This is a genomic window from Micromonospora globispora, assembly GCF_003857015.1.
In the GTDB taxonomy this organism is placed as follows: Bacteria; Actinomycetota; Actinomycetes; order Mycobacteriales; family Micromonosporaceae; genus Micromonospora; species Micromonospora globispora.
This window is the reverse complement of sequence record NZ_QGGF01000352.1, coordinates 24,553-31,497: the sequence shown is the minus strand read 5'-3', so window position 1 is coordinate 31,497 and position 6,945 is coordinate 24,553. Positions and strand designations below refer to the sequence as shown.

Sequence of the window (6,945 nt, the reverse complement as noted above, 5' to 3'; positions counted from 1 at the left end):
GACCGGGCCGCCGCCGCGCTCACCGCCGCCGGCGTCGACCCGGGCGCCCGGGGGGAGTCCCTCACCGTCGAGCAGTTCGCCGCCATCGCCGCGTCGGCCCCGGCCGCCCTGACCACCGGGCAGTAGGCTGGCGCCGTTGTCCGAACCCGCCGAGGAGAGCTGATCGTGGAGAAGCCGTTCGACATCCGTCTGCGCCCGCGGGACATCGCCCCGTGACCGAGGCGTGGCGACCGGACGACGAGGACGAGCAGCAGCGGCGCGGGTCCAGCGGCCCGGTCAAGGTACGGGTGCCGGCCAAGGTCAACCTGCACCTCGGGGTAGGCCCGCTGCGCCGGGACGGCTACCACGAGCTGAACACCGTCTACCACGCGATCTCGATCTACGACGAGCTGACCGCCCGACGGGGTGACACCCTCACCCTCACCATGGAGGGCGAGGGCGCCGGTGAGCTGGCCCTGGACGACTCCAACCTGGTGATCCGGGCAGCCCACGCCCTCGCCGGGTACGCCGGCGTCCCGCCGTACGCCCGGCTGCACCTGCGCAAGCAGATCCCGCTCGCCGGTGGGCTGGCCGGCGGCAGCGCCGACGCGGCCGCCGCCCTGGTCGCCTGCGACGCCCTCTGGGGCACCGGGCTGTCCCGCGACGAGCTGGCCGGGATCGCCGCCGCCCTCGGCTCCGACGTGCCGTTCCTGATTTACGGCGGCACCGCGCTCGGCACCGGCCGGGGCGAGGCGGTCAGCCCGGTGCTGGCCCGCCCCACCTCCTGGCACTGGGTGGTGGCCGTGGCCGAGGGCGGTCTCTCCACCCCGGCCGCCTACCGGGAACTCGACCGGCTCCGTGACGCCGGCACCGCCGGCGAGCCGCTGGGCAGCACCGACGCGTTGCTCGCCGCGCTGCGTCAGCGCGACCCGCGGGTGCTCGCCGCCGCCCTCGGCAACGACCTCCAGGACGCCGCCCTGACCATGCGCCCGTCATTGGCCGCCACCCTCAAGGCGGGCGAGGCGGCCGGCGCGCTCGCCGGGATCGTCTCCGGCTCCGGGCCGACCTGCGTCTTCCTCGTCGCCGACGAGGCGGACGCCGAGCGGGTCGCCGCCGCGCTGGAGGCGGCCGGGGTGTGCCGGGAGGCCCGGGTCGCCCACGGCCCGGTCGCCGGGGCGCGGATCATCTGACCCGCCCAGCGGTTCCCGACCTTGTCGGAACAACCGGGCGACGGGGGCGGTTGACCACCAGGGTCCGGCGTGCGCCGGGCGGGCGGGAGCGTCCGCGTACCCTGGGACGCCAGGCGTCCCGAGGTGCCGGCCGGCACCGGGACGCCTTGATCATGGGAGGTGAGGTCGTGGCCAACATCGTCAACCTGGACCGGGTGTCCAAGGGGTACGGCGCTGCCGGGCCGCTGCTCACCGACGTCTCGCTCGGCCTGGACGACGCCGACCGGATCGGCGTGGTCGGCCTCAACGGCGCCGGCAAGTCCACCCTGCTGCGGATGCTCACCAAGCAGGAGGAGCCCGACGACGGCCGGGTCACCCACCGCCGCGACCTGCGCGTGCTCTGGCTGCCGCAGAGCCTCACCCTGGCCCCCGAGGCCACCGTCCGCGACGTGGTGCTCGGCACCGCCTGGCTCGGCCAGAGCATGGGCGCGGAGCACGAGTGGGCCGGCGACGCCGGCGTCCGGGCCATCCTCGACGGCCTCGGCATGCCCTACCTCGGCCTCGACCAGCCGGTCGGCCCGATGTCCGGCGGCGAGCGCCGCCGGGTCGCCCTCGCCGCGCTGCTCGTCCGCGAGTCCGACCTGCTGATCCTCGACGAGCCCACCAACCACCTCGACGTCGGCGGCGTCGACTGGCTGGCGAAGCACCTGGTCGGCCGCAAGGGCGCGCTCGTCGTGGTCACCCACGACCGGTGGTTCCTCGACGCGGTCTGCACCACCACCTGGGAGGTCGCCGACCAGGCCGTCCGGGCGTACGAGGGTGGCTTCGCCGCCTGGACCCTCGCCCGCGTCGAGCGGGAGCGGGTCGCCGCCGCCACCGAGGCCCGCCGGCAGAACCTGCTCCGCAAGGAGATCGCCTGGCTGCGCCGCGGCCCGCCCGCCCGCACCTCCAAGCCGCGGTTCCGGATCGACGCGGCCAACGCGCTGATCGCCGACGTGCCGCCGCCGCGCGACACCATGTCGCTGCAGCGGCTCGCCACCGCCCGGCTCGGCAAGCAGGTGTACGACCTGGAGCAGGTCACCCTGCACGCCGGCCCGAAGGAGATCCTGCACGACGTCACCTGGCAGGTGGGTCCCGGCGACCGGATCGCCATCCTCGGCCGCAACGGCGCCGGCAAGACCACCCTGCTGCGGATGCTGGCCGGGTTGAGCCGCCCCGACGGCGGCCGGTTCGCCACCGGCTCCACCGTCAAGCCCGCCTTCCTCTCCCAGGAGCTGGCCGAACTCTCCGGAAACCTGCGGGTCCTCGAAGCCGTCGAGGAGGTCGCCCGCCGGGTCCAGCTCGGCGACCGGGAGATCTCCGCCGCCCAGCTCGCCGAGATCTTCGGCTTCGACGACCGGCGGCTCTGGACCCCGGTCAGCGACCTCTCCGGCGGCGAGCGCCGGCGGCTGCAGATGCTCCGGCTGCTCGCCGGCGAACCCAACGTGCTCCTCTTCGACGAGCCCACCAACGACCTGGACACCGACACCCTCGCCGCGCTGGAGGACCTGCTCGACTCCTGGCCGGGCACGATCATCGTGGCCAGCCACGACCGGTACCTGATCGAGCGGGTCACCGACTCGGCGTACGGGATGTTCGGCGACGGACGGCTGGTGCACCTGCCCGGCGGGGTCGACGAGTACCTCGCCCGGGCCGCCGCGGGTGGCGGCCCGGCCCCGGCCGACCTCACCCCGGCCGCGGCCGCACCCGCCCGGGAGGGCATGTCCGCCGCCGAGGTCCGGGTGGCGAAGAAGGAACTGAGCCGGCTGGAACGGCAAGTCGCCAAGCTGGAGCAGAAGGAGGCCGGCCTCCTCGACCAGCTCGCGACGCACGCCACCGACTACGCCAAGGTCGCCGAACTCGACGCCCAGCTCAAGGAGCTGCGGGCCGAGCGGGAGCGGACCGAGGAAACCTGGCTCGCCCTCGCCGAGGAGCTACCGGCCGGCTGACGCACCACGGGTGGGGGTGTGCGGCGTCACAGCCCGACGTGCGGGACAATCGCTGACGACCCCTCACCCGAACGGTCTTGGAGACTCAGAGAATGTCCCACAACCCGGTCAACCACCCCGCGCGGCCTGTCTACCGGGCGATCGGCGGGCTCGTTGGTCTGTACTTCGCGGTCTTCGGCGTGCTCGGCATCGTCGCGAGCGCCGGCAACGACGTCCTCGCCCAGGACGACACCAAGGTCTTCGGCCAGGGCACCAACCTCGGCTGGTCCCTGGTGGCAGTCCTGCTCGGGCTAGCGGTCCTCGCCGGCACCGTGATCGGCCGCAACCTCGACGTGGCGATCAACAAGGCGCTGGCGTACGGGCTGCTGGTCGTCGGCCTGGCCGAGCTGGCATTCCTGCAGACCGACGCCAACATCTTCAACTGGAGCATCCTCAGCGTCATCGTCGTGCTGGTGGTCGCCCTGGTCCTGCTGATGGCCGCCATGTACGGCAAGGTCGGCACCGACGAGGAGAACGAGGCGTGGCAGAAGGCCCGCCTCGTCCTCTGACCCTCGACTGCGCCTCCGGTCGGCCCCACCGCGCTGCGGCGGGGCCGACCTCGGCGTTTTGGCGGACAACCGCTCCCGAGCCAGGCGACAATGTGGCGAAATCGGTCACTTGGCTGGAGGAGCTCATGGCGCACTTTCCGGTGAACCACCCCGCGCGGCCGATCTACCGGGTCCTCTCCGCGCTCATCGGGCTCTACATCCTGGTCTTCGGGGTGTACGGCACGTTCATGACCTGGAACGACGGGCTCTTCGCCCGGGGCGCGCACTGGGTGCTCGGGCTCCGCACCAACCTGGCGTTCGCACTGGTGTCCGTCGTGTTCGGCGCGTTCCTGCTGATCGGGGCGACCCGGCGCACCAACCTCGGCCACTACATGAACCTGACCGCCGGGGTGGTCTTCCTGCTCACCAGCATCCTCATGATGGCCGTGCTGCAGACCCCGGCGAACTTCCTCAACTTCTCGATGTCCACCGTCATCGTGTCGATGCTGTTCGGGCTGATCCTGCTCGGCACCGGCCTCTACGACAAGGTCGGCACGCCCGAGCACGCCGAGGAGGAACGGCGCCGCCGCAACCACTCGATCTCCGAGGTGGGCACCCGCTGACGGCCGCTCGTCAACTCGGCTTGCGGACCGTGATCAGGCCCGGCTTCGCCTCCAGGTGCGACAACCCGTTCCAGGCCAGGTTCACCAGGTGCGCGGCGACCGTCTCCTTGCGCGGCTTGCGCACCTCCAGCCACCAGCGCCCGGTCAACGCCACCATGCCGACCAGCGCCTGCGAGTAGAGCTCGGCCAGCTTTGGGTCGTACCCACGGCTGGAGAACTCCGCGCCGAGGATGTGCTCGACCTGGTGCGCGACGTCGTTCATCACGCTGCTGAAGTTGCCCGTCGCCGACATCAGCGGCGACTCCCGGACCAGCACCCGGAACCCGCTGGTCTCCTCCTCGATGTACGTCAGCAGGGTCAGCGCGGCCTGCTCCAGCAACTCCCGGGGGTGCCCCGCGGTCAGCGCGGTGGTGATCCGGTCCAGCAGCGAGCGGACCTCCCGGTCCACCACCACCGCATAGAGCCCCTCCTTGCCGCCGAAGTGCTCGTACACCACCGGCTTGGAGACCTTGGCCCGGGCCGCGACCTCCTCGATCGAGGTGGCGTCGAAGCCGCGCTCGGCGAAGATCTGCCGGGCGATCGAGATCAGCTGCTCGCGGCGCTGCGCGGCCGACATCCGCACCCGGGAGGAGGACTTCGCCGCGGGGATCGCTCGCCGGCGCGCCGCGCCGGCGTCCTTGGGGACCTCGGTCATCTCGTCGTCACCTCGCTGGCGCGCGGTGACGCCCTGACGTGGAATCTGGGTGCTCACGTAGTCGCCCCGCCGGCGCCGCCGTGCCGTCCGACCGTACCCGCGCGGGGCCCGGCCACCGTGCCGCCGAGCCGTCCGCCGCCCCTCCGCTGCGTCACCCAGCCATCCTGCCAGGCGACGGCGACGCCCACCGACCGGTTTACCGCTCCGGGACCGGCTTCACCTGCTTGGCGGTGACCCGCTCCGGCTTCGGCCAACGCACCGCCCAGGCCGCGCCCAGCTTCTCGAGGAGCCAGATCACCCGGGCCGACATGTCGATCTGGCCGCGCAGCACACCGTGCCGGGCGCTGGTCGGTTCGGCGTGGTGCAGGTTGTGCCAGCTCTCCCCGAAGGACAGCAGGGCCAGCGGCCAGAAGTTGGCGGCCCGGTCGCCCTGCCGGACGGCGAACGGCCGCTCGCCGTAGACATGGCAGACCGAGTTGATCGACCAGGTGACGTGGTGCAGCAGCGCGATCCGGACCAGCCCGCCCCAGAAGAGCGCGGTCAGCGCGCCCTGCCAGGACCAGGTCAGCAGCCCGCCCATCAGCGCCGGCCCGAGCACCGAGATCGCCACCAGCAGCGGGAAGAGCCGGTCGACCCGACGGGTGGCCGGATCGGCGAGCAGGTCCGGGGCGAACCGCTGCCGGTTGGAGAGTTCGCGGTTGAACAGCCAGCCGACGTGGGCGTGGAACAGGCCGCGGGTCAGCCCCCAGACGGTCTCCCCGAACCGCCACGGTGAGTGCGGGTCCCCCTCCACGTCGGAGAAGGCGTGGTGCCGGCGGTGGTCGGCGACCCACTGGATGATCTCGCCTTGGACGGCGAACGAGCCGGCAACCGCGAGCGCCACCCGCAGCCAGGGCTTCGCCTTGAACGAGCCGTGGGTGAAGTACCGGTGGTAGCCGACGGTGATGCCGAGGCCGGAGAGCACGTACCAGAAGCCGGCGATGGCGACATCGGTCCAGCTCAACCAGCCACCCCAGGCGACCGGGATCGCGGCGAGCAGGGCGAGGAACGGGATGACCACGAAGGCCCAGAGGGCGATCAGGATGCCGGGGGACTGGTGGCCCTGGGTCAGCGGCCGGGGTCCGGTGTTCGGGTCGGTGAGGGCGGTCATGGCACCTCCCAGCGAAACGGGTTACGCCTACGTCACCGTAACCAGCAGATTTCTAGATCGCACGGAAGAGTTCCGTTCATGAATGGATCTGCTTGTCGTACGGCTGTTCTAACGTCCCGGGCGTGACCGATCCCCTCGCCGCCGAGGCACGCCGGCAGCGCGTCGAGGGGCAGCTCTCCGTCCGCGAGATCCAGGCCCGCCTCGGCATCGGCCGGGACCGGGTGTACGCGTTGCTGCGCGGCGTGCCGCCGCCCGAGTGGACGCGCCGGCCCAGGGCCAAGGACGAGTTGCGCGCCGAGGCGCTACGGCTGCGTGGCGAGGGGCGGTCGGTCGACCACATCGCGCGGCAGGTCGGCGTCGCCAAGTCGACGGCGTACCAGTGGGTGAAACAGCTGCCGCTGGATCCGGACGACGAGGCCGCCGCGTCGCGTCGGGCGCGGTCCCGGCTGATGACGGACGCCCTCCGCTGGTGGGCGGCGAGGCTCGGGTTGCCGGTCGATCGGTTCGGCCGCACGACGGTGAAGCGGCACAACCCTGCCACCGTCCGCCGGAACACCGGGGCGGACTACCGCGGCTGTCTGGTGATCAATGTGCCCCGCAGTCGCGAGCCCTACTGGCGGATCGAAGGTATGATCGCCGAGCTGTTCCGGATCGCGGGCGACGTGGACCCTGAGTCGATGGGCCGCTAAGTCTTGACACGGCGATGGGGTGTGGGGTAACGGCAACCCGCAGACCTTTGGAGTCTTGAGCTCCTGGTTCGAATCCAGGCACCCCAGCTCAACGGCCAGGTCGGCGCGTGAGGACGGCATTTGTGT

Annotated in this window: 7 protein-coding genes, 1 tRNA gene and 1 pseudogene; 7 read left to right on the top strand and 2 right to left on the bottom strand. The window is 72.2% G+C overall.

Translation table 11 applies throughout. The features are described 5' to 3' along the window. The 5 genes and pseudogenes from DKL51_RS17415 to DKL51_RS17395 form a co-directional block, all read left to right on the top strand. A pseudogene (locus tag DKL51_RS17415) lies at positions 1-126 on the top strand (16S rRNA (adenine(1518)-N(6)/adenine(1519)-N(6))-dimethyltransferase RsmA); the annotation flags it as partial. Between the two features lie 86 nt (positions 127-212). Continuing rightward, positions 213-1,169: a 4-(cytidine 5'-diphospho)-2-C-methyl-D-erythritol kinase gene (locus DKL51_RS17410; protein ID WP_109943159.1), complete on the top strand. Its 957-nt coding sequence runs from the start codon at positions 213-215 to the stop codon at positions 1,167-1,169. A 167-nt stretch (positions 1,170-1,336) separates the two neighbouring features. Continuing rightward, positions 1,337-3,136 carry an ABC-F family ATP-binding cassette domain-containing protein gene (locus tag DKL51_RS17405; protein WP_109943160.1) on the top strand — a complete coding sequence of 600 codons (1,800 nt, stop codon included), beginning with the start codon at positions 1,337-1,339 and terminating at the stop codon, positions 3,134-3,136. 92 nt (positions 3,137-3,228) lie between these two features. Further along, the gene (locus DKL51_RS17400) at positions 3,229-3,684 is read left to right on the top strand and encodes a DUF4383 domain-containing protein (RefSeq protein ID WP_109943161.1); all 456 of its coding nucleotides are present in this window, start codon (positions 3,229-3,231) and stop codon (positions 3,682-3,684) included. A 125-nt stretch (positions 3,685-3,809) separates the two neighbouring features. Continuing rightward, the gene (locus DKL51_RS17395) at positions 3,810-4,286 is read left to right on the top strand and encodes a DUF4383 domain-containing protein (RefSeq protein WP_109943162.1); all 477 of its coding nucleotides are present in this window, start codon (positions 3,810-3,812) and stop codon (positions 4,284-4,286) included. A 10-nt stretch (positions 4,287-4,296) separates the two neighbouring features. Here DKL51_RS17395 and DKL51_RS17390 read toward each other — a convergent pair whose 3' ends face one another. After that, entirely contained in the window at positions 4,297-4,980 is a 684-nt protein-coding gene (locus tag DKL51_RS17390) for a TetR/AcrR family transcriptional regulator (RefSeq protein ID WP_123809751.1), read from the bottom strand. 196 nt (positions 4,981-5,176) lie between these two features. Then, positions 5,177-6,130, bottom strand: coding sequence for an acyl-CoA desaturase (locus DKL51_RS17385; RefSeq protein WP_109943164.1), 954 nt, complete (start codon positions 6,128-6,130; stop codon positions 5,177-5,179). Positions 6,131-6,252: 122 nt separating this feature from the next. On the opposite strand from DKL51_RS17385, the gene DKL51_RS17380 reads away from it, so the two are divergent. Further along, positions 6,253-6,819, top strand: a complete 567-nt coding sequence (locus tag DKL51_RS17380; protein ID WP_109943165.1) for a helix-turn-helix domain-containing protein — start codon at positions 6,253-6,255, stop codon at positions 6,817-6,819. A 15-nt stretch (positions 6,820-6,834) separates the two neighbouring features. Further along, a tRNA-Gln gene (locus DKL51_RS17375) sits at positions 6,835-6,906 on the top strand. The last annotated feature ends 39 nt before the right edge of the window (positions 6,907-6,945 follow it).